General features: G+C 69.1%; 2 protein-coding genes (1 of these 2 running past the window's edge). Both read left to right on the forward strand.

Annotated features, from left to right (window positions below):
* The gene (locus ACFXNW_RS26800; RefSeq protein ID WP_379420550.1) at nt 1-18,270 is read left to right on the forward strand and encodes a non-ribosomal peptide synthase/polyketide synthase; all 18,270 of its coding nucleotides are present in this window, start codon (nt 1-3) and stop codon (nt 18,268-18,270) included.
* Nucleotides 18,270-23,898, forward strand: partial view of a non-ribosomal peptide synthase/polyketide synthase gene (locus ACFXNW_RS26805; RefSeq protein WP_379420551.1) — the start only. The gene runs 19,802 nt beyond the window's last position; the window shows 5,629 of its 25,431 coding nt (coding positions 1-5,629); it begins with the start codon at nt 18,270-18,272; its stop codon lies off the right edge, out of view. The genes ACFXNW_RS26800 and ACFXNW_RS26805 overlap by 1 nt, the downstream gene beginning before the upstream one ends.

Consider the following 23,898-nt stretch of genomic DNA (forward strand, 5'->3'; position numbering starts at 1 on the left):
GTGCACAGTACGGAGTTGGGTGGAACCAGCGCACGGAAGCAGGAAACGCCGGCCACCGAGGTGCGAACATCCGTGCCGGCCCGGTTCCCGCTCGCACCGGCGCAGCTGGGGGTCTGGTACGCCCAGCTCCTCGATCCCGAGGTGCCGATCAATGTGGCGCAATATGTGGACGTGCGCGGTGCGGTGGACGCACAACTGTTGCAAGAAGTTTCGACCGCCGCGGGACGCGAGTACGAATCGGTGCTGGTGCGTATCGGCGAATCCGACGGTGTGCCGTATCAGTGGGTCGATCCGAAATCGACGGTCGATATTCCCCTGGTCGATTTCCGTTCGTATCCCGATTCCGTTGCCGCGGCCAGGGAATGGATGCGCGCCGACGCGAGTGCGCCGGTGGATCTGCTGCACGATCGGCTCTTCGCCGGTGCGCTGCTACGCGTCGATACCGACCGCTATTTCTGGTATCTGCGCGCGCACCACATCATCCTCGACGGGTTCGGCGCGCTCACCAACACCATGCGGGTAGCCGAGCGCTACACCGCGCGAATGCTCGGACGGGAACCGGAGACGGTTTCGCCCGGCAGCCTGGCGACCCTGGTCGAGGGCGAGCACGCCTACCGTGACAGCTCCCGGTTCGGCACCGATCGCGTGCACTGGGCCGAGCGGGTCGCCGGCCTGGACGCCCCGACCAGCCTCGACGGCCGGACCGCGCCGCGCTCGGCGTCGAACCTGATCGCGGGGCGGCCGCTGCCCGATCGGCTCATCGAGCGCATGAACACCCTTGCCGCGAGTCAGGATTCGACGCCGGCGGTGGTGCTGCTCGCTGCTTTCGCCGCCTACCTCGGCCGACTGACCGATCGCGACGAAGCGGTCCTCAGCCTGCCGGTGACCGCCCGGACCACCGCCGTCATGCGCAGGTCGGCGGGCATGCTGTCCAATATCGTGCCGCTGCGGCTTTCGACCGGCGTCACCTGGGATGAGTTGTTGTACGCGACGCGGGTGGAGGTCGCGGGTGCGCTACGGCATCAGCGTTATCGCGCCGAGGACATCCGCCGCGACGCCGAGCACGACGGACGCCCGGCCCGGCGCGCGCTGTTCGGCCCGCTGGCCAACATCATGCTCTTCCGCAGCGATCTGACCCTCGGTACCGCGGGCGGGCAGTACCATGTGCTGTCGACCGGTCCGGTGGAGGATCTGAGCCTCAACGTCTACTACGGCGAACGCGACCGGGTGCACGTCGACTTCGAGGCGAATCCCAACCTGTACGCCGCCGACGACATCGCCCGCCACCATGCCCGGTTCGTCCGCTACCTGGACCGGCTGCTCGTCAGCGACCTGGACGCGCCCCTTGCCGACGTCGAGGTGGCCACCGAGCTGGAGCTCGAGGTCAGTACCAAGATCTGGAACGCCACCGATCATCCGGTGGACGCACGGGCCACTCTGGTGTCGATGTTCGAGGCACAAGCCGCACGCACTCCGGACGCGATCGCGCTGCGATTCGCGGGTGCGCCGGAGCTGACCTACGCACAGCTGTCCGCGCAGGCCAACCGGCTGGCCCGGGTGCTGATCGCGCGCGGTATCGGACCCGAGTCACTGGTGGCGCTGCATATCCGGCGCTCGCCCGAACTCGTCGTCGCGATGTACGCGGTACTCGCCGCAGGCGCCGCCTATGTGCCGCTGGATCCCGACCACCCCGCCGATCGGACCGCGCATATCGTCGCGACCGCGCGACCGGCATGCGTGCTGACCGCCGGGGATGCGCCGGTGCTCGCCGACGGTTCGGCGCCTGTGCTGGACGTCCGAAACCAGGACGCGACCGGGCCCGCAGGCCCCGTCTGGGACCGGGAACGCACCACACCGTTGCGTCCCGCCCATCCGGCTTACGTGATCTTCACTTCCGGCTCGACCGGCAAACCCAAGGGTGTCGTGGTCTCCCATGCCGCGATCGTGAACCGGCTGGTGTGGATGCAGAGCGCCTACCGGCTCGTGGCGACCGACGTGGTGTTGCAGAAGACACCCGCCACCTTCGATGTGTCGGTCTGGGAATTCTTCTGGCCGCTACAGATCGGTGCGACGCTGGTGCTGGCCCAGCCCGACGGGCACCGCGATCCGGCCTACCTGCGCGCGGCGATCGCCGAATATGGCGTCACCACCGCACATTTCGTGCCATCGATGCTCGAGGCGTTCCTGGCTCACCAGGACATGGGCGCCGAGACCTCGCTGCGCACGGTTTTCGCTTCCGGCGAGGCACTCCCCGCCTCGCTCGCCCAGCGGCTACGGGTGCTGACCGGCGCCCGGCTGCACAACCTGTACGGTCCGACCGAAGCGGCGGTGGACGTCACCTTCCATGAGGTGACCGATGCCGATGCCGTTTCGGTGCCGATCGGGGCACCGGTGTTCAACACCAGACTGCATGTGCTCGATTCACGGCTGCGTCCGGTACCGGTGGGGGCGCCGGGTGAGCTGTATCTGTCGGGGGTACAGCTCGCCCGGGGATATGCCGGTGCGCCCGGCCTGTCGGCGGGACGATTCGTCGCCCACCCGTTCGGCGCCGAGCCCGGCGAGCGGATGTACCGCACCGGTGATGTGGTGCGCTGGACCACCAACGGCGAGCTGGAGTACCTGGGCCGGACCGATTTCCAGGTGAAGCTGCGCGGGCTGCGGATCGAGCCGGGGGAGATCGAGACGGTGCTCGCCGCGGTGGACTCGGTGGTCCGGGCCGTGGTCGTGGTGCGTGATGATCACGGCGTCGGCGAACAGTTGGTGGCCTATGTGGTGGAGGCCGAGCCGGACACCGTGACGGCGGAGGGGCTGCGCGCGGCGGCCGCACGGGCGCTGCCTGGCTACATGGTGCCCGCGGCGTATGTCGTGCTCGACGCGCTTCCGGTCAATGCCTCCGGCAAATTGGATCGTGGCGCGCTGCCCGCACCGCAGCGCACCACTGCCGTGTATGCCGCGCCCGCGACGCCGGTGGAGCAGGCGGTGGCCGGGGTGTTCGCCGAACTGCTCGGGCCGCAGCGGATCGGACGCGACGACGACTTCTTCGCTCTCGGCGGCAACAGCCTGATCGCCACCCAGGTGGCGGCCAGACTCGGCGCCGATCTCGGCTGCCGGCTCGGTGTGCGCGAGCTGTTCGCGGCATCCACGGTGGCGGGCCTCGCCGAATTGATCGAGCGCCGTACCGATACCGGGGCGCTCGCGCCGCTGTACGCGCGCCCCCGGCCGGAGTACGTGCCGCTTTCGCCCGCACAGCAGCGGATCTGGTTCCTCAACCGATTCGAAGCCGCGAGCGCGAGCTACAACATGCCGTTCGTGGTGCGGCTGCGCGGCGACCTGGATCGCCGGGCGCTGTGCGCCGCGCTGGCCGATCTCGTCGAACGCCATGAGGTGCTGCGCACGGTCTTCCCGGCAACACCACCCGGTGTGGATGCGGCCGGGTCGGCGGCGCACCAGGTGGTGCTCGAACCGGCACAGTTCGAACTCACGCCGGAAACGATCGGCGCGGATGAGCTGACGCGCGAGCTGACGTCGTTCGCCGCGGCCGGGTTCGACCTCGAACGCGAGATCCCCTTCCGTGCCCGCATGTTCGATGTCGACGACGACAGCTGCGCGCTGGTGATCGTCGCGCACCACATCGCTGCCGACGGACTGTCGCTGCGGGTACTGGCTCGCGATGTGATGACCGCGTACACCGCGCGGCGCGACGGTGCCGCGCCGGCGAGGACACCGCTGACGGTGCAGTACGCCGACTACAGCATGTGGCAGCGCGAGCTGCTCGGTTCGGCCACCGATCCGGCCGCACCGCTGGGGCGTCAGCTGGATTTCTGGGCCACCGCACTCTCGGGTGCGCCGGACCTGCTGGAGCTCCCCGCCGACCGGACGCGTCCGGCGATCGCTTCCGGGCGCGGCGCGACCCACCGGTTCGAGATTCCTGCCGACCTGTATGCTGCCGTCTCCGAAGTCGCACGCGCACAGCATGTCTCAGTCTTCATGGTGGTACATACTGCGTTCGCCATGCTGCTGTCGCGCCTCAGTGGCGCCGATGACATCGTGATCGGCACCCCGGTCGCCGGGCGCGGTGATCGCGCGCTCGACGATCTGATCGGCATGTTCGTCAACACGCTCGCCCTGCGCACAACCATCGCCGCCGACAGCACTGTCGAACAGCTGATCGCGCAGGTCAAAGCGGACGACCTGGCCGCATTCGGGCACGCGGAGCTACCGTTCGAGCAGTTGGTCGAGGCGATCAACCCGCCGCGATCGCAAGCCCGCCACCCGCTGTTCCAAGTACTACTCGCCTTCGACAACGCGGGCGACATCAGCTTCGAACTCCCCGGAATCTCGGCAAAGACCAGTACTCTGGACACCTGGGTGACCAAGTTCGATCTCCAACTCACGGTCACCGATCACCTCGGCGGGGCCGGACTCAGGGAAGGTCCGGCGCCGACCGGGGTTCCCGCTGAATTTACTTACGCTACAGATCTTTTCGACGAATCGACGATCGCCGAGTACGCGCGGTTACTGCTGCGCGTGCTGCGGGCGATCACCGGCGACAGCAGCGTCATCGTCGCCGATCTGCCGCTGCTGGATGCCGCCGTACAGCGCGCCGTGATCGATCGCGGCGATGCGACCGCAGTGCGTCCGAAACGCCGCGCGATCGCCGGCGGGGGCCCGAATTGCCTCAGCAACGAATCGGCCGCGCGCGGTCGGCGTCTGCCCGCCTCCGGCGTCGTGGGGGAGCGCTCGGACTCGGACGAGACGGTCGAATACTATTCCAGTGCAGGACGTTCGCCGGGTGGAATGGCCACCGAAGGTACCCCGCCGAGCCTCGGTCAAGGGGCGATTCCCGGAGCCATCGGGCCGACACTGCTGGACGCGTTCGCAGCCCGCGCCACCCGGACGCCGGACGCCATCGCGGTCGTCGACGGCGACCTCCGACTGACCTACGCCGAACTCGCCGCCCGAACCAACCGGCTCGCACGTCATCTCATCGCCGCAGGTGTCGGACCGGAAGCCCTGGTAGCGCTTGGCATGCCGCGCTCGGCCGACTTCGTGATCGCCGCATACGCGGTGCTCACCGCTGGTGGCGCCTACGTTCCACTCGACCCCGATCAGCCGTCCGCGCGAATCGCGCAAGTGCTGGAAACCGCACAGCCGGTGTGCGTGCTGATCAGATCGGGCGACACCTGGCCGATCGACGCCGAAGTCCCCGTCGTAGTGGTGGACGACGGCCGGGTCGCGGCACATTCACCCGAACCGGTGTCCGATGCGCAGCGACTCGTACCGTTGCGCCCCGCTCACACCGCGTACGTCATCTTCACCTCCGGATCCACCGGACGACCCAAGGGCGTCGCCGTGCCGCACGCTGCGGTGGTCAACCAGATCGACTGGATCACCGCCGAATACAGCATCGACTCCGACGATGTGGTGCTGTTCAAGACTCCGGCAACCTTCGATGTTTCGGTGTGGGAGCTGTTCGCGCCGACCGCAGTCGGCGCCCGGCTGGTGGTGGCCGAACCAGGTGGCCACCGGGAGGTCACCTATCTGGCCGAGACCATCGCGGCCCATCGGGTGACCATGACCTCGTTCGTGCCGTCCATGCTGAGGGTGTTCGCCGATACCGCGCCCGCCGCGTCGCTGGCCTCGCTGCGCACGGTGCTGGTTGCCGGTGAGGCCATGACCGGCGCGGCAGCGTCGGCGTTCGCAGCGGTGAGCCGGGCTGCGCTGTACAACCTTTACGGGCCAACGGAATTCACGGTGCATGCCACCCACTCGCCTGTACCGGCGCAGGCGAGCGGCGCGGTGCCGATCGGGCGTCCGGTGTCGGGTAGCCAGGTGCTGGTTCTCGACGCGCGGCTGCGGCCGGTTCCCGACACGGTGGTCGGCGAGCTGTATCTGTCCGGCGTACAGGTGGCGCGCGGCTACCACGGACGCGCCGACCTCAGCGCGGGACGTTTCGTCGCCAACCCTTACGGTCCCGCAGGTGCGCGGATGTATCGCACCGGCGATCTGGTCCGGCGCAATCGAGCCGGCGAGCTGGAGTACCTGGGCCGCAGTGACTTCCAGGTGAAGTTGCGCGGGCAGCGCATCGAGCTCGGCGAGATCGAGGCGGCGCTGACCGGTGCGGCCGAGGTACAGGCCGCCGCCGTGCGGGTGTACACCCATACCGCCGGTGAGCTGCTGGTCGCGTATGTGGTCACCGATATCCAGGACCCGGCGCGGGATCTCGAGTCCCGGCTGCGGTCCGTGCTGCCCTCGTACATGGTGCCCGGCGCCTACGTCCGACTCGACGCCATGCCGTTGACCAGTTCCGGCAAACTCGACCGCAAGGCACTGACCGATCCGGTGCTGACCGCCGCGACCTTCCGCACACCCGTCAGCCGGGCCGAGCAGACGGTGGCCGAGATCTTCGCGCAGATGCTCGGCGTCGACCGGGTCGGCCTGGACGACGACTTCTTCGCCCTCGGCGGGAACTCACTGGTCGCGACGCAGATCGCGGCCCGCATCGCCGCGCTGCTCGACGTCGATGTGCCGGTGCGGACGCTGTTCGAATACTCGACGGTCGGCGCGCTCGCCGCCGAGCTGACCGAACCGGACGGTTCCGTCCGGACCCGGCGCCCGCTGGTCGTGGGGGAGCGTCCCGAGGTGGTGCCGCTGTCGTACGCGCAGCAGCGCATGTGGTTCCTCAACCAGTTCGACGCGGATTCGGTGGCGAACAACCTCACCGCCGCCCTTCGGTTGACCGGGGTGCTCGACCGTGACGCACTGAGCGCGGCGGTCGCCGATGTTGTCGAGCGACATGAGGCGCTGCGGACGACCTACCCCGCGGTGGACGGTATCGCACGCCAGCAGGTGCTTCCCGCCGACGCGGTGGCCATCCGGCTCGAGGCCGACGACATCGCACCCGACGAGCTGGATGCGCGGATCCGTGCTGAAGCCGTCGCGGCGTTCCAGGTCGATCGGGAACCCCCGGTCCGCGTCGGCCTGCTGCGCCTCGACGCCGACGATCACGTGCTGGTGGTGTCGATGCATCACATCAGCGCCGACGGCTGGTCGATCGCCCCGCTCACCCGCGACCTCATGCGTGCCTACGCCGCGAGATGCGCAGGTGCGGGGCCGGAATGGTCGCCGCTGCCCGCGCAGTACGCCGACTACACGCTGTGGCAGCGCGAGGTTCTCGGCACCGAAGACGATCCGGATTCGCTGCTCGCCGAGCAGATCCGGTTCTGGTCGGCGGAACTGGACCGGTTACCCGACGTCCTGGATCTACCCGCCGACCGTCCGCGCCCCGCCATCGCCTCCGGTCGCGGCGCACGTCACGCGTTCACCATCGACGCCGTCACCCATCGCGGTATCCGCGAGCTGGCCCGCCGCTCGAACGCCTCACTGTTCATGGTGTTGCACACCGCCTTCGCGACCCTGCTCGCGCGCTCGAGCGGTCGCACCGATATCGCCATCGGCACGCCCGTCGCAGGTCGCGGCGACGAGGCACTGGACGAGTTGGTCGGCATGTTCGTCAACACGCTGGTGCTGCGGTCGCAGGTGGCGCCCGAGCGCAGCTTCGCCGAGTTGCTCGCCGCCATCCGCGAGACGGATCTGCGGGCGTTCGCCCAGGCTGATGTGCCATTCGAGCGGCTGGTCGAGGTGCTGAACCCGCAGCGTTCGGCGGCGCGCCACCCGCTGTTCCAGGTGATGCTGGATGTGCAGAACGCCGCGACGACCAGCCTGGAACTGGCGGGCGTCACGGCTGCTCGGCTCGATATCGACACCCACACGGCGAAATTCGACGTGCAGCTGACGGCGACCGAAACCGTCGATGGCGGGGATCCGGCGGGCATCGAGGCCGTGTTCGAGTACGCGACCGATCTGTTCGACGCCGCCACCATCGCCGCCTTCGCCGACCGCCTGCGGCTGCTGCTGGATGACGCGCTCGTCGATCCGCAGCGTCCGGTGGGTGACCTCGATCTGATGGCGCCCGGTGAGCGTGCACGGGTGCTCGATACCTGGAACGCCACCGCCGCGGATGTCCCAGCCGGACAGACGTTGGTATCGCTGTTCGAGGCGCAGGCTGCACGTACGCCCGACACAGTCGCAGTGTCGTACCACGACGATGAACTGGCTCACCCGGCGTTCGACCCCCACCCCTCATCGACTCGGTTCGCGACCCTGTCTTATGGCGAGTTCGCCGCCCGGGTGAACCGGCTGGCCCGGCTGCTGGTGTCGATCGGTGTGCGCCCCGATTCCCGGGTCGCGGTGGCCATGCCGCGGTCGCTGGATCAGGTGGTCGCGATGTACGCGGTGCTCACCGCGGGCGGCGCGTACGTCCCGGTGGATCCAGAGCACCCGGCCGAGCGCATCGGTCATGTGTTGCGGACCGCGCGGCCGGTGTGTGTGCTCACCCGGTCTACCGACGGCTTGGACCTGCCCGCGCCCGATGCCGACGACGCACGCGTATGGGCGGTGCTCGACGTCGACCAGTTCGACACCTCCGACTATTCGGACGAGCCGCTGACCGACGCCGACCGGCTCGGCGCGTTGACCGGCGCCCATGCGGCGTACGTGATCTTCACCTCGGGCTCGACCGGTAGGCCGAAGGGCGTCACCGTGTCGCACGCGGCGATTGTGAATCGCCTGGTCTGGATGCAGTCGGCGTATCGGCTGGATTGCGCCGATGTGGTGTTACAGAAGACGCCGGCGACCTTCGACGTGTCGGTGTGGGAGTTCTTCTGGCCCTTGCAGATCGGGGCGCGGCTGGTATTGGCAGCGCCCGAGGGGCACCGAGACCCCGCTTACCTGGCCGATGTCATCGACGCCGAAGCGGTGACGGTCATGCACTTCGTACCGTCCATGCTCGCCGCCTTCGTGAGCTCACCCGCGCTCGCGGCGCCCCGACGCTGCACCTCGTTGCGGATGGTTTTCGCTTCCGGAGAGGCCCTGCCCGCCGCACCCGCGCACCGGCTGCGCGAACTCACCGGTGCCGCACTGCACAACCTCTACGGTCCGACCGAAGCCGCGGTCGACGTGACCTTCCATGAGGTGACCGAGGCCGACACGGTGTCGGTGCCGATCGGTGCTCCGGTGTTCAACACGCAGGTCTATGTGCTGGATGCCCGGCTCAACCCGGTGCCGGTGGGTGTCGCGGGTGAGCTGTATCTGGCGGGTGTGCAGCTGGCGCGCGGTTATATGGCGCGTCCGGATCTGACCGCGGATCGTTTCGTCGCGAACCCGTTCGGTACTTCTGAGCGGATGTACCGCACCGGTGACCTGGTGCGATGGGTGCCTGCATCGCGAAGCGATTCGACGGGTGGGCATGCCTTCGGCGAGCTGGAGTACCTGGGCCGCACCGACTTCCAGGTGAAGCTGCGTGGTCTGCGTATCGAGCTCGGCGAGATCGAGGCGGCACTCGATGATCTCGATGGTGTCGCCCGATCAGCGGTGCTGTTGCGCGCCGACACCGCGGGCGATCAACTGGTCGGCTATCTGCTCGGTGAGCCCGGCCATGACATCGACCTCGCCGTCGTGAAAGCATCGCTGGCCGAGCGCGTTCCGTCGTACATGCTGCCAGCCGCGTATGTGGTGCTCGACGAATTCCCGGTCAATGCCTCCGGAAAACTCGACCGCGCCGCTTTGCCGGCGCCGGTGCAGGAAGTCGCCGTCTTCCGGGCGCCGACCACACCCGCCGAACAACTCGTGGCCGACATCTTTTCCGAGGTACTCGGCATTCACCGCGCCGGACTGGACGACGACTTCTTCGCCCTCGGCGGCAACTCGCTGAACGCGACTCAGGTCGTCGCGCGCGTCGCAAGCGCGCTCGACGCGGCCATCGGTGTGCGGGAGCTGTTCGACGCACCCACCGTCGCCGCGTTCGCTGCCCGCGCCCTCGCACAGCGCGGCACCCGGACCCAGACGCCGCTGATGCGGCGGGAACGCCCGGAGCGGATCCCGCTCTCGCCCGCGCAGCAGCGCATGTGGTTCCTCAACCGGTTCCTCAGCGAGGACGCGGGCGTGGGTGACGCCATCGACAACATTCCGCTGGCACTGCGCCTGACCGGCGACCTCGACCGCGAGGCCCTGACCGCCGCCCTCGCCGATCTGGTGGATCGCCACGAAACATTGCGCACGATCTACCCGGACGGCGTCGACGGCCCTGAGCAGCTCATCCTTCCCGGCGCCGCTGTCGATGCCGATGCACCTGACGCTATGAGCGCTACCGCCGATGCCGTCACCGCGACCGCCGACGCCTCTTCGGTCGGTGGCAGTGCCGATGCCGCGGCCCGTATCGCACTACGCGCCGAGACCGTGACCGCATCCGAGCTACGGCACCGGCTCACCGCTCTCGCTGCCGAGCCGTTCGACCTGACCGCCGAAACCCCTCTGCGCGCGGCACTGTTCACCGTCGACTCGACCGATCATGTGCTGGCCCTGGTCCTGCACCACATCAGCGCCGATGGTTTCTCCCTGGGCCCGCTGGCCCGCCACCTGATGACCGCCTACACCGCCCGCCGCACCGGCATCGTGCCCGAATGGGACGAACTGCCAGTGCAGTACGCCGACTACGCGCTCTGGCAGCACGACATCGCCGCCTCCGACGACCACCGCCGCGCGCTCGAGCACTGGCGGCGCACCCTCGACGGTCTGCCCGAGCAACTGGAACTTCCCACCGACCGGCCGCGTCCCGCCGTCTCCACCCATCGCGGCGACACGTTCCGACTGCACATCGACGCCGAACTGCACAGCGAACTGCGCGAACTGGCCCGCAAACGCGAAACCACGCTGTTCGGCACCGTGCACGCCGCGCTGGCGGTGCTGCTGTCGCGGCTGTCCGGCACGGCCGATATCGCCATCGGCACCCCGGTCGCCGGACGCGGCGACGCGGCGCTGGACGAGGTGGTCGGCATGTTCGTCAACACGCTGGTGCTGCGCAGCCACATCGACACCAGGCAGCGCTTCGAAACCGTGCTCGACCAAGTGCGGGCCGCCGATATCGAGGCGCTGGCGCATGCGGAGGTCCCGTTCGATCAGCTGGTCGACACGGTTGCGCCGACCCGCGCGCGCAACCGTCATCCACTGTTCCAGGTGGCGTTGACCTTCCAGAACTTCGAGCTGCCCGCGCTGGAACTGCCCGAACTCGCGGTGCGCCCGCTCGACATCGACGCGGGCGCGGCGAAATTCGATCTCCAGTTCACCGTCCGCGAATCCGATCCGGAAGGACGCGCCGACGGCATGGATATCGACATCACCTACGCCACTGATCTGTTCGACGCGGACACCGTCGCCGTGCTCGGGCGCCGCTTCACCCAGGTGCTCGCCGCTGTCGCCGCCGACGCCACCGTGGTGGTTGGCGATATCCAGGTGCTCTCGGCTGAGGAACAGCATCGCGCGCTCTACGAATGGTCGGTCACCGGTGCTGATCGAGCCACCGAATCCGGCACGCTCGCCGATCGGTTCGCCCGCGTCGCCGCCCTCGACCCGGCGGCGGTCGCGGTGCGCGCCGATGGCCGTTCGCTGAGCTACGCGGAACTCGACGAGTGGTCGAACCGGCTGGCACGGCGGCTGATAGCGGCCGGTGTCGGGCCCGAAGCGCTGGTCGCGGTGGCGTTGCCGCGGTCGGTGGAGCTGGTGGTCGCGCTGCTGGCGGTGGTCAAGGCCGGTGGTGGTTACCTGCCGATCGACCCCGCCTATCCCGCCGATCGGATCGAGTACGTCCTCGATGACGCGCGGCCGGTCTGCGCGATCACCAGCGCGGCCACCGAACTGGCCCGCGGCTGGTTCGGCGGCCCGGTAATCGATGTCGCGCTCACCGATCCGGCCGATCCGGCCAACCGGGACCACGGGGGCCACGCGCCGATCACCGATGCCGAGCGTCGCGCGCCGCTCGATCCGGCCGCGACCGCCTATGTCATCTACACCTCCGGCTCCACCGGACGGCCCAAGGGCGTCGTCGTCCCGCATCGCAATGTGCTGCGCCTGCTGGACAACAGCCGGCGCCACTTCGCGTTCGGGCCGTCGGATGTGTGGACGCTGTTCCACTCCTACGCCTTCGATTTCTCGGTATGGGAGCTGTGGGGTGCGCTGCTGCACGGCGGGACCCTCGTGGTCGTCGACTACTACACCTCGCGTTCGCCGCAGCAGTTCCGCGAACTGCTCGCCGCCGAAGGCGTGACGGTGCTCAACCAGACCCCGTCGGCGTTCTACCAGCTGGCGGCCGCCGACCTGGCCGAACCCGCCCGCGACGACCTCACCCTTCGGTACGTGATCTTCGGTGGTGAGGCGCTGGAACCGCAGCGCCTGTCCGGATGGTTCGCGCGGTATCAGCGCACACCGCGGTTGGTGAACATGTACGGCATCACCGAGACCACGGTGCACGTGTCCTATCGGCCGATCGAGGCGGGTACCGGCTCGGCCAGCGTCATCGGTGGCGCGTTGCCCGGCCTGGTGGTGCGGGTTCTCGACGACCGGCTGCGGCCGGTGCCGGTCGGTGTTCCCGGTGAAATTTATGTCTCCGGTGGACAGTTGGCGCGGGGCTACCTCGGCAGGCCCGCCCTCACCGCCACCCGTTTCGTCGCTGACCCGTACGCCGCCGACGGCTCCCTGGCCTACCGCTCCGGCGACCTCGCACGCTGGACTCCCGACGGCGAGCTCGAATACCTCGGCCGTGCCGACCAACAGGTCAACCTGCGTGGGTTCCGAATCGAACTCGGCGAGATCGAGGCCGCGCTGCTGGATGAGGCTGTGTTGCTGGATGAGGTGGCATTGCCGGTACAGGGCGATGCGCCGCTGCCGGGCGAGTCCACGTCGGTGGGTGGAGTCGCGCGGGTAGACGACCCGAGCGGTGCCGCCACTGTGGACGGAGCTGGCGCCCCGGCTTCCGGGCGGCCGCGCAGCGTCGGACGGGCTGTCATCCGCGAAACCGCGGTGGTGGTTCGCACCGATCTGGCCGACGAGCCGCGAATCGTTGCCTACCTGGTCGCACCGGGTGTGATCGACACGGCTGCTCTGCGGCAGCGGCTGGCACAGCGGCTGCCCGAGCACATGGTGCCCGCGGCGATCGTGCCGGTGGAGCGGATTCCGTTGACAGTCAATGGAAAGCTCGATCGGGCGGCATTGCCCGCACCGGTGTTCGAGACCACCGTCTACCGCAAGCCGGCAACGCCCGCCGAGGAGATCGTGGCCGGGGTGTTCGCCGAGGTGCTCGGGCTTGGCACCGGGGCGGGGCATCGAGTCGGCGCGGACGACGACTTCTTCGAGCTCGGTGGCAGTTCGCTGCTCGCCGCGAAGGCCGCCGCGCGGATCGGGGCTGCGTTCGGGCGGACGGTCGGTGTTCGCGCGGTGTTCGAGCAGCCTCGGGTGGCGGAGCTGGCGGCCGTGGCCGGTGCCGATGCGACGGAGCCGAGCAGGCCGCCGCTGGTGGCGGGCGTGCGCCCGGCTCGGTTGCCGCTCTCGCCCGCCCAGCAGCGCATGTGGTTCCTGAACCGCTTCGACGGTGCGTCGACCGCCTACAACATCCCGCTGGCGCTGCGGCTGTCCGGTGCGCTGGATATCGCTGCGCTGCGCGCCGCTGTGGGCGATGTGATCGGCAGGCATGAATCGCTGCGCACCCGTTATCCGGAGACCGACGGCGCGGCCGAACAGCTGATCGTTCCCGCCGCGCAAGCGATGACATCCCTCGAGCCGGTGACCGTGACCGACACCGAATTGCCCGAGCGGATCAAGGACCTGGCGCAGACCACCTTCGACATCACCGCCGAGATTCCGGTGCGGATGCGGCTGTTCCGGCTGACCGACACCGACTTCGTCTTCGCCGCCGTTCTGCATCACATCGCCGCCGACGGCTCGTCCATCGCGCCGTTCGTCCGGGATCTGATGCTCGCCTATTCGGCGCGGCTGGACGGTTGCGCGCCGTGCTGGAACCCGCCCGCGATCCAGTACGCCGACTACGCGCTGTGGCAGCGGAGACTGCTCGGCTCCGAGAACGATCCGCAGTCCGCCGCGGCACGTCAGCTCGCCTTCTGGCGCGAGAGCCTGGCCGGTCTGCCCGACCAGCTGAGCTTGCCCACCGACCACCCGCGCCCGGCCAAGCAGAGCCTGCGCGGCGCGAAGATCGCCTGCACGCTCGATCCCGAACTGCACGCCGCCCTGACCGCACTCGGCCGCCGCAACGGCGCGACCCTGTTCATGGTGGTCCACGCGGCCTTCGCCACCTTGCTTGCCAGGCTGTCGGGCACCACCGATATCGCGGTCGGCACTCCGGTCGCCGGGCGCGGCGCGGCTGAACTCGACGACGTCATCGGCATGTTCGTCAACACGCTGGTGCTGCGCACCCGGGTCGAGGGCGCCGAACCGTTCGACGCGCTGATCGCCCGCGCGCGGGAGACCGACCTGGCCGCACTCTCGCACGCCGATGTGCCGTTCGAGCGCCTGGTCGAGGTGCTGAACCCGCAGCGTTCCACCGCCAGGCACCCGCTGTTCCAGGTCGGCTATTCCTTCCAGAACCACGAGCGCGGCGAGCTCCGGTTGCCCGGCCTCGATATCGCTGATATCGAATTCGACAGCGGTACCGCGCAATTCGATCTGCATCTGTTCGCGGTCGATCAGTACGCCGGTGACGGCGCGCCCGCCGGCCTCGAACTGACGCTCGGCTACGCCACCGATCTGTTCGAATCCGCCACGGCCGAACGCATCCTCGCCCAGCTGGGGCGAGTGCTGTCGGCAGTGGTCGCGCATCCGGAGCTGCCGGTCGGCGATATCGAATTGCTGGACGCAGACGACCGTGCACGCTTTTCGCAGTGGAACGAGACCGCGCATCCGGCGCCCTCGGTGACTCTCGCGGATCTCTCGGCCGGTCGCCCCGCCGACCTGAACGAGACCGCCGTCATCGACACCGTCGGCGACGCGCACCTCACCTACGGAGAGTTCGATGCACGCGTGAATCGCCTCGCGCGCACGCTCATTGCCCATGGTGTGGGGCCCGAGTCCATGGTGGTGCTGGCCATGCGACGTTCGGTGGAGCTGGTGATCGCGATGTACGCCGTGGTGCGCGCGGGTGGTGCGTATGTGCCCATCGATCCCGACCATCCGGTCGATCGCATCCGTCACATCGTGGCGACCGCCGCGCCGGTGTGTGTGCTCACCACCTCCGTTGACGGAGTACCGATCGATATCGACGTGCCGGTGCTGGTAGCCGACCGGCCCGAGTCCGATATGGATTCGAGCCCCGTCCGCGACAGCGAGCGGATCCGCCCGCTGCGTCCCGAACACCCGGCGTACGTGATCTTCACCTCCGGCTCGACCGGTCTGCCGAAGGGCGTGACGGTCTCGCACGCGGCAGTGGTGAACCAGCTGACGTGGCTGCGCGCGCACTTCGACCTCGGAAGCGACAACCGGGCACTGCTCAAAACACCCGCCACCTTCGATCTGTCGGTATGGGAGTTCTGGTCGCCGTTGACGACCGGCGGCGCACTCGTGATCACCGCGCCCGGCAGTGAACGCGATCCGGACCGGTTACGCGCGCTCATCGCTGAACACGGCGTCACGGTGCTGCATGCGGTGCCGTCGCTGATCGGAATGCTGGTGGCCGGTGGTCAGGTGCTGCCCGCCTCGCTACGGCACGTGCTCGCGATCGGTGAGGCGCTGCCCTCGGCTACCGCTGCCGAGTTCGCGTCCTGCTCGGCGCAGCCCGGCGCCCGCTTGTACAACCTCTACGGGCCGACCGAGGCCGCCGTATCCATCACCTCCTATGAGGTCGTAGGAGAGCCGTCACACACCGTGCCGATCGGACGGCCGGTCTGGAACAGCGGCGTCCATGTCCTCGACGCCCGACTACATCCGGTGCCGGTCGGCGTGGCGGGTGAGCTGTACCTGTCCGGTGCCCAGCTCGCCCGCGGCTACCACGGCCGTCCCGGTCTGACCGCGGACCGTTTCGTCCCCGATCCGCACGCGGTCGGCGCCCGGATGTACCGGACCGGCGATATCGTGCGCAGGCTGCCCGACGGCAACCTCGAGTACCTCGAACGCGCCGATTTCCAGGTGCAGATCGGCGGCTTCCGGATCGAACTGGGTGAGGTCGAGTCGGCGTTGCTGCGCAAGCCGCAGGTGCGGGCGGCGGTGGCGGTCGCGCGACATGACGAGCGAGCGGGCGACCGGCTCATCGCGTATGTCGCGGTACCGGATGCGGACGCTGAGGTCGGCGCCCGTTTGCGGACAGCGATCGCGGCGGAGCTGCCCGCCTACATGGTGCCGTCGGCGATCGTGGTGCTCGACGCACTGCCGCTGAATGCCAACGGCAAGGTCGACCGGGCTCGACTGCCCGAGCCGGTCTTCACCGAGGCAGCCTTCCGCGCTCCGGCAGGCGAGTTCGAAGCGCTGGTCGCGGATACCTTCGCCGAGGTCATCGGTGCGGACACCGTCGGCGCGGATGACGACTTCTTCGCCCTCGGCGGCAACTCGCTGATGGCGACGCGGCTGTCCGCGCGGCTCGGTGCCGCACTGGGCAGGCAGGTACCGGTTGCCGCGGTCTTCGACGCGCCGACGGTGGCCGGGCTGGCCGCCGCGCTGGCGTCCGCACGGGGGCCCGCGCGTCCACCGCTGGTGCGGCGCACCGGTACCGGCCCGGCTCGGCTCTCGCCCGCGCAGCAGCGCATGTGGGTGGTCAGCCGGCTCACCCCGGACTCCTCGGCTTACCACGTGCCCGCCGCGCTGCGGCTGACCGGCGCACTGGATCTCACCGCCCTCACCGCCGCGATCACCGACGTGGTGGTCCGGCACGAGGCACTGCGCACGCGGTACCCGGACACCGACGAGGGGCCGATCCAAGAGGTGCTCGACGCCGCCGCGGTCGCCCTCGATCTGACACCGGTGCCGGTGCGCGAGGACGCATTCCAGTCGACGATCGACGACTTCGTCGCCACCGGCTTCGACATCACCGCCGCACCACCCGTGCGGGCCGCGCTGTTACAGCTCGCTGCGACCGAACACGTCCTGGTGGTGGTGTTGCACCACATCAGCGCCGACGGCTACTCCATCGCGCCGATGACCCGCGATCTGGTCACCGCCTATCTGGCGCACAGCGCGGGCCGAACGCCGCAATGGCAGCCGCTCGAGATCCAGTACGGCGATTTCGGCGAATGGCAGCACGAGCTGCTGGGTGTGGCAGGCGACCCGGACAGCGTGGCGGCACGGCAGCTGGCCCACTGGTCCAGTGAACTGCGGGACGCACCCGAGATGCTGGCGCTGCCGACGGACCGCCCCCGGCCCGCGCGACGCGATATGCACGGCGGGGTCGTCGAGTTCGCGATCGACGCCGAGCAGATGGCCACGCTGGACGGCATCGCTCGCGCCAACGGCACCACCGTGTTCTCGCTGGTCCACAGTGCCCTGGCCGTGCTGCTGGCCAAGCTGTCGGGCAGCGGTGACATCGTCATCGGCGCGCCGGTGGCCGGGCGCGGTGAACGGGCACTCGACGACCTCATCGGCATGTTCGTCAATACCGTCGCACTGCGCACCGATGTCGACCCGCGAACCCACTTCGCCGACCTGCTCCGTGTCACCGGACGCCGCGACCTGGCAGCGCTGGCGCACGCCGATATCCCCTTCGAGCAGGTCGTCGACGCCCTCGGCCGCACCCGGTCGAGCAGCTACACACCGCTGTTCCAGGTGATGTTCACCTACCAGAACATGCCGCACGGTGTGGTGGAGCTGCCCGGGCTGGAGGTGCGTGCACTCGACCTCGGCCTGGCCGAAGCCAAGTTCGATCTGCACCTCACCGGTATCGAACGTCCGGACCGCGCGGGCATCGACTTCCAATTCGGCTACGCCAGTGACATTTTCGATGCGGAGACGGTGCGGCTGTTCGCCGATCGCCTGCTGCTGGTGCTGGATGCCGTCGCCGCGGACCCGCAGGTGGTCGTGCGCGCGATCGATATCCGTACTGCCGCGGAGCGTGTGGGGAAATCGGCGGGGCCGACTTCGGAGGTCGACCTGCCCACCCTGATCGCCGCCGCCGCGGCCGCGGCACCGGACGCGACCGCCTTCGCCCATGGTGACAACACCGTCAGCTTCGGCCGACTCGCCGCCAAGATCACCACCGTCGCCAAAGCCATGGGTGCCGCCGCGAAACCGGAAGCGCTGATCAACGTCAGCCTCGCCGGACTGGTCCCCGGCGTCCTGGCCGCCCTCGGTGCCGCCGGTTTGGCTTCGGCCATCGCGGAGCTGCGTACCGCGGCCGAAGCCACGGTCCCCAACACCTCAGATGTCGATTCGGAAGGAAACTGCTGATGACTCACGCGGATTCGATTGCGGCCGGCTCGATCGGCATGGACGGTGCTGCGGGTGATCTGGTGGCACTACGCCGCGCCCACGGTGTCGACGATCTGCCCGGACTCGTCCGCACCGTTGCCGAGATCGACCCGGAGCGCACGGCCATCGCCCACGACGGAGTCACCGTCGGCTACGGGGAACTGGCCGCCGAACTGTCGGCACTGGACGAGGCAATGGGCGGTGCGCTCGCGGCAGGCGAACTGCTGCCGATCGCGATGTCCGGTCGCCTTCCCGCGCTGCTGGAATCCGCTGACGGCGCCCTCGGTGACCTGCTCGAACAGCTGCTCACCGACGCCGTCATCGCCGCTGCGCCGGTGCTGACGCCGCTGGCGCCCGCCGAGACGCTGATCAGCCTGTTCGAGGAGCAGGTGCGGCGCACACCGGACGCCGTCGCCCTGGAGTTCGAGGGCACCACCCTCACCTACGCCGAGTTCAGCGCCCGCGTCGACGCGCTGGCCCGCCGCCTGCGCGACCTCGGCGTCGGCCCGGACGCGCTGGTCGGGCTCGCGCTGCGCCGTTCGCTGGAACTGCTGATCGGTATGTACGCGACGTTGAAGGCCGGCGGTGGATATGTGCCGATCGACCCGGACCACCCTGTCGACCGCATCGCCTACGTTCTCGACGTTGCGCGTCCTGTCGTTGTGCTGACCACTGCCGCGGACCAGGCTGTGCTGGATCCCACGGTGCGTGTGCTGGAGATCGATGGGATCGGCTCGCCGACGACCGCCGATGCAGGTTCGGCCGGTGCGGCGGGTGAGTCGTCGCCAGGTTCCAGCCGGCCGACGATCTCGCCCGACAACACCGCCTACGTCATCTTCACCTCCGGCTCCACCGGCCGCCCCAAGGGTGTGGCCGTCTCGCACCGTGCGATCGTGGCGAATCTGCGGTGGCGGCAACGGCTGTACCGGTTGGGTGCCGATGATGTGGTGTTGCAGAAGACGCCGTTCACCTTCGACGTGTCGGTATGGGAGTTCTTCTGGCCGTTGCAGGTGGGTGCGCGGCTGGTGATCGCGCGGCCGGAAGGGCATCGGGACCCGGCGTATCTGGCGCGGGTGATCGGTGAATCCGGTGTCACGGTCACACATTTCGTGCCATCGATGCTCGCGGTGTTCGTGGCCGAGCCGAGCGTGGCGCGCTCCATCGACAGTGTGCGGCTGGTCTTCGCATCCGGTGAGGCGCTGCCCGCGGCGACCGCCGCCGCGCTCCGCGATATCAGCGGCGCGACCCTGCACAACCTGTACGGGCCCACCGAAGCCGCGGTCGACGTCACCGCGCACGAGGTCACCGCCGCCGATCGGGACGGGGTGCCGATCGGTACCGCGGCCGACGACACCGACCTGCTGGTACTCGACGACAATCTGCGTCCGGTGCCGACCGGAGTGGTGGGCGAGCTGTACCTGGCCGGTGTCCAGCTGGCCCGCGGCTACCTGTCGCGCCCCGGCCTGACCGCCGATCGTTTCGTCGCCAACCCCGAGGGCGCCCCCGGCGACCGCATGTACCGCACCGGCGACCTGGTGCGCTGGACCACCGGTGGCGACGGCGGTCCCGACGAACTGGAATACCTGGGCCGCATCGATTTCCAGGTGAAGCTGCGCGGGTTGCGCATCGAACTCGGCGAGATCGAGGCAGCGCTGCTGGACGAGGACGCGGTGGCGCAAGCCGCCGCTGTGGTGCATCGCGGTGCGGCCGGCGATCAGCTCGTCGCCTACGTGGTCGCGGCCGCCCGTGGAAATGCCGGCGGGCTAGAGCCTGCCTCCTCGCTCGATCCCACGGCACTGCTCGACGCGGTCCGCAAGCGGCTCCCGGACTACATGGTCCCCGCCCAGCTCATCGTGCTCGACGAGATGCCACTGAGCCCGAACGGCAAACTGGATCGCCGCGCTCTGCCGGAACCAGAGTTCGATTCGGCCACATCCGAATACCGCGAACCGGCCACCGACGCCGAACGTGCCGTCGCCGCGATCTTCGCCGAACTGCTCGCCCACGACCGCGTCGGCGCCGACGACAACTTCTTCGGCCGCGGCGGAAACTCCCTCATCGCCACCCGCGCCCTCGCCCGCATCGGCGCGGCACTCGATATCACCGTCGACGTGCGCGACTTCTTCGACAACCCGACGCCTGCGGGTTTGGCCGCCCTCGCGCAAGGTGAAGTCTCGGCGCCCGATGAAGGCGGCAGTCCTGCTGGTCTGCCTGTCGGCGCACAACGCCCCGACCGCGTCCCGCTCTCCCCGGCCCAGCGGCGCATGTGGTTCCTCAACCGCTTCAGTGTCGAATCCGGCGGCGCCACCGCAGCTGTCGACAACATCCCGGTGGCGCTGCGGCTGCGCGGCGACCTGGATATCGCGGCGCTCTCGGCAGCGGTCACCGATCTGCTCGCGCGCCATGAGGTTCTGCGTACGGTCTACCCGCGGCACGAGGACGGGCCGGTCCAGGTGGTGTGCGCGGCAGCGGCCTTCGAGCTCGAAGCCGAGCCGGTACCTGACATCGCGGCCGCCGTACGGGAGACAGCCGGTACCGGATTCGATGTGGCCGAACAGGTCCCGGTTCGCATTCGGCTTCTGCACACCACCACCGACGATCACACGCTGGTGCTGGTCGTGCACCATATCGCCGCCGACGGCGTCTCCATGGGCCCGCTCATGCGCGATCTGATCACCGCCTATGCGGCTCGCCGCGACGGTCGTGCACCGGACTGGGCGCCGCTGGCGGTGCAGTACGCCGACTACGCGCTGTGGCAGCAGCAGATGCTGGGTGAGGAGGCCGATCCGCACTCCGCGGCTGCGCGGCAGATCGATTTCTGGACCACCGAACTCGCCGAACTGCCCGCACAACTCGATCTCCCCGCGGACCGCCCGCGTCCCGTGCAGCTCAGCTACCGGGGCGCGGTGCACGAATTCGGTATCGACGCCGAGCTGCGCGCGGCCATCGACCGCGTCGCGACCGAGACCCGATCCACCCCGTTCATGGTGCTGCACGCGGCGCTCGCGGCCCTGCTGGCCCGGCTGTCGGGCACCACCGATATCGCCATCGGCACGCCGGTCGCGGGACGCGGTGAGGCCGCGCTCGATGATCTGGTCGGCATGTTCGTCAACACTCTGGTGCTGCGGACAGACGTGCGCGGCGACATCACCTTCGCCGATCTCGTCGCGCACACCCGCGACCGTGACCTGCGTGCCTTCGCCCACGGCGATATCCCGTTCGAGCGGCTGGTCGAGGTTGTCAACCCGGCCCGCTCCCAGGCCCGCCACCCGCTGTTCCAGGTCGCGCTGTTCATGCAGAATCTCGGCCCGGGCGCACTGGAGCTGCCCGGTCTGACCGCTGAGACGGTCGACTTCGGCGCCGAGTTCGCGAAGTTCGACCTGCAACTGACCATTTCCGATGCAGCCGACGGTTATCGCGCCGAATTCACCTACGCCACCGATTTGTTCGACGCGCCGACGGTGCGTGAGTTCGGCACGAAGTTTCTGCGTCTGCTTCGCGGAGCGGTCACCGAACCTGCCACGGCGGTCGGCGATATCGAGCTGCTGGACGCCGGCGAACTGGACTACGTCACCGCGAGCTGGAATGCCAGCGGCCACCGCGTGGCCGACCGGTTCCTGCACGAGGGTTTCGACGGCCAGATTCGCCGCACCCCGCGCGGTATCGCGCTGGTGGCCGAGGATCCGGTGCCCGTCGAGCTGACCTATGCCGAGCTGTCCGAGCGGGTCAACCGGCTGGCCCGGTTCCTCATCAGAACCGGTGTCGGGCCGGAATCGCTGGTGGTGCTTGCGATGCCGCGTTCGGTGGAACTCGTCGTCGCCATGTACGCGGTGTCGCGAGCCGGCGGTGCCTATGTGCCGGTGGATCCCTCACATCCGGTCGAGCGCATCGGGCACATTCTCGAGACGGCGCGGCCGCACTGTGTCTTGAGTACGCGGGCATCTGGTTTCGCCGCTGCCACGCAGGCGCCGGTACATCTGCTGGACGCCTTGGACCTGTCGGAGCTGTCGACGGCGGCGATCGCCGAGACAGAGCGCCGCACTCCGTTGCATCCCGACCATCCCGCGTACGTGATCTTCACCTCCGGTTCCACCGGCAAGCCCAAGGGCGTGGCGGTCACGCACCGTGCCATCGCCAACCAGCTGGCGTGGATGGAGCACGAATACCGGCCCCGCACGGGCGATGTCTACCTGCAAAAGACCGCAACCACCTTCGACGTATCGCTGTGGGGCTATTTCCTGCCGCTGCGTACCGGTGCCACGCTGTTGCTGGCCGCACCGGACGGCCATCGCGATCCGCGCTATATCGCCGAGACGATCGCCCGCCACGGCGTCACCCTCACCGACTTCGTGCCCTCCATGCTGACGGTGTTCGCCGCGCACGCGCGGCGCGCGGAACTGGACTCGCTGCGCGATGTCTTCGTCATCGGTGAGGCGCTGCCGCCGGAGACGGTGACTGCGTTCCATGCGGTCAGCGACGCCGGACTGCACAACCTGTACGGCCCGACCGAGGCTGCGGTATCGATCACCTATCGCGAGGTCAGCGAAGCCGACGCCCCGCTGGTACCGATCGGTGAGCCGGAGTGGAATTCGCAGGTCTACGTGCTGGATTCGCGGCTGCGCCCGGTGCCGATCGGTGTGCCGGGTGAGCTGTATCTGGCGGGGGATCAGTTGGCGCGCGGCTATCACCGGCGGGTCGATCTCACCTCTGACCGCTTCGTGGCCAATCCGTTCGGCCTCGACGGTGAGCGCATGTACCGGACCGGAGACCTGGTGCGCTGGACCGTCGACGGCGAGCTGGTCTACCTGGGCCGCGCCGATTTCCAGGTGAAGTTCCGTGGCCAGCGCATCGAACTGGCCGAGATCGAGACGGCGCTGCTGGCCGACCCCGGGGTGAGCCAGGCCGCCGCACGGTTGATCAGCGGGTCCGACGGCGATTTCCTGGCCGGTTACGTCATCCGGGCGGTCGGTGCCGAGTTGGATGTCGATGCGCTGAGAGAGTCCTTGTCCCAACGGCTTCCGGCCTACATGGTGCCCACCGCGGTGGTCGAGCTGACCGAGTTCCCGCTCAATACCAGCGGCAAGCTGGACCGCAAGGCACTGCCCGTGCCGACCCTGCGCACCGTCCGGTTCCGGGCGCCCGTCGACGCCGATCAGCGGCTGGTCGCCGAGGTCTTCGCGGAGGTCCTGCACCGGGATCGGGTCGGTCTCGACGACGACTTCTTCGCCCTCGGTGGCAGTTCCCTCGACGCCACCCAGGTCACCGCTCGGGCGGGTGCGGAGGCAGGCATCCGTGTTCCGGTGCGTGCGCTGTTCGACGCGCCGACCGTCGCGGGATTCGCGGCCGCCGTCGCCGAACTGCGCGCCGAGGCTACGCCGCGCCCGCCGCTGACTCGCCGCGAGCGCCCCGATCTGATCCCGCTCGCCCCCGCCCAGCAGCGGTTGTGGTTCTTGAACCGACTGGAAAGCCAGGACGAGGATGCGGCGTCTACCGGTGTCTACAACTTGCCCGTGGTGTTGCGGCTGACCGGAACACTTGATCCACGGGCCCTGGAACAGGCCGTGCTCGACGTGCTGATCAGGCATGAATCGCTGCGCACGCTCTACC

Origin of the sequence: Nocardia sp. NPDC059180 (assembly GCF_042754945.1) — a bacterium.
GTDB lineage: Bacteria > Actinomycetota > Actinomycetes > Mycobacteriales > Mycobacteriaceae > Nocardia.